This is a genomic window from Mycobacterium sp. SM3041, from assembly GCF_039668335.1.
Lineage (GTDB): Bacteria > Actinomycetota > Actinomycetes > Mycobacteriales > Mycobacteriaceae > Mycobacterium.
On record NZ_JAYXBQ010000062.1, the window covers coordinates 1 to 1,422 of the forward strand.

The 1,422-nt window shown below is 66.9% G+C and carries 1 protein-coding gene; it reads right to left on the reverse strand.

Going from position 1 to position 1,422, the window contains the following annotated elements:
• Positions 1-8: 8 nt before the first annotated feature.
• Positions 9-1,328, reverse strand: coding sequence for an IS256 family transposase (locus tag VXD91_RS20965; RefSeq protein ID WP_016894482.1), 1,320 nt, complete (start codon positions 1,326-1,328; stop codon positions 9-11).
• Between the last annotated feature and the right edge of the window lie 94 nt (positions 1,329-1,422).

Here is a 1,422-nt window from a genome sequence, read left to right on the forward strand (position 1 = left end):
GGTGTTTTTCAGGCGACCTCCGTTCCGGTCGGGGTGGCCGGGTTGTCGGCCGGTTCGGGTGGGGTGATGTCGACGGGTCGTTCGAGCAGTTTGCCTTTGTGGAACACCGCTCCGGCCCGGACCAGGGCGACCAGGTGCGGGGCGTTCACCGCCCGCCAGCGGGCTTGTGCGGCGTCAATGAGCTTGTAGGCCATGGCGATACCCGCCGCGCGGGAACCCGGCCCCTTGGTGACCTTGGTGCGCAACCGGACCGTGGCGAAGGTCGACTCGATCGGATTGGTGGTGCGCAGATGTACCCAGTGCTCGGCGGGATAGTGGTAGAACTCCAGCAGCACATCGAGGTCGTCAACGATCTTGGCCACGGCCTTGGGGAACTTGGCGCCGTAGTCCAGTTCGAAGGCTTTGACCGCGACCTGCGCGTGGTCGATGTCCTCGGCGCCCGCGATTTCCCGCATCGCCGCGATCGCCCCCGGATGCGCCGACTTCGGTAGTGCGGCAAGGACATTGGCCTGCTTGTGAAACCAGCACCGCTGCTCACGGGTATCGGGGAACACCTCACGGACCGCTTTCCAGAACCCCAGAGCACCGTCCCCGACCGCGAGCACCGGGGCGCGCATGCCACGGCGCCGGCAGTCCCGCAGCAGATCCGCCCACGAGTCCGCTGATTCGCGGTACCCGTCGGTCAGCGCGACCAGTTCCTTGCGGCCGTCGGCGCGCACCCCCAGCATCACCAGCAGGCACAGTTTGTCCTGCTCCAGGCGGACCTTGAGATGGATGCCGTCCACCCACAGGTACACATAATCGGTGCCCGACAGGTCCCGGCGGCCGAACGCGGCGGCCTCGTCCTGCCACTGCGCGGTCAGTCGGGTGATCGCCGGAGCCGAGAGCCCCGCCCCCGAGCCGAGGAACTGCTCCAACGCCGGACCGAAGTCGCTGCTGGACAGGCCATGCAGGTACAGCAACGGCAGCACCTCGGCCATCTGCGGGGACTTACGCGCCCACGCCGGCAGTATCTTCGACGAGAATCGTTGCCGCTCACCGGTTTCCGGATCGACCCGTTTGTCGTTGACCCGCGGCGCCTTCACCTCGATCGCCCCAGCGCCGGTGAGCACCTCCCGGACGTTGTGGTGGCCGTTGCGGACCACCAGCCGGTGCCCATTCTCGTCGACCTGATCGACGAACTGGTCGACATAGGCGGCGACCTCGGCCTGCAAAGCGGCGGCCAGCATCTGCCGGGCACCGTCGCGGACAATCTCATCCAACAACGACCGACCGGCACCGCTGCGGGTGTCGTTGGCCTGCGCGACATCGTGAACTACGGTGAGCACGGGCGTGCCTTCCCAACCAGCGCGCCAACGCCGGTCTTGATCAGAAACGAACTGGACTTGTGATCATCCCCGGGAAGGCGCGCCCACATTCACG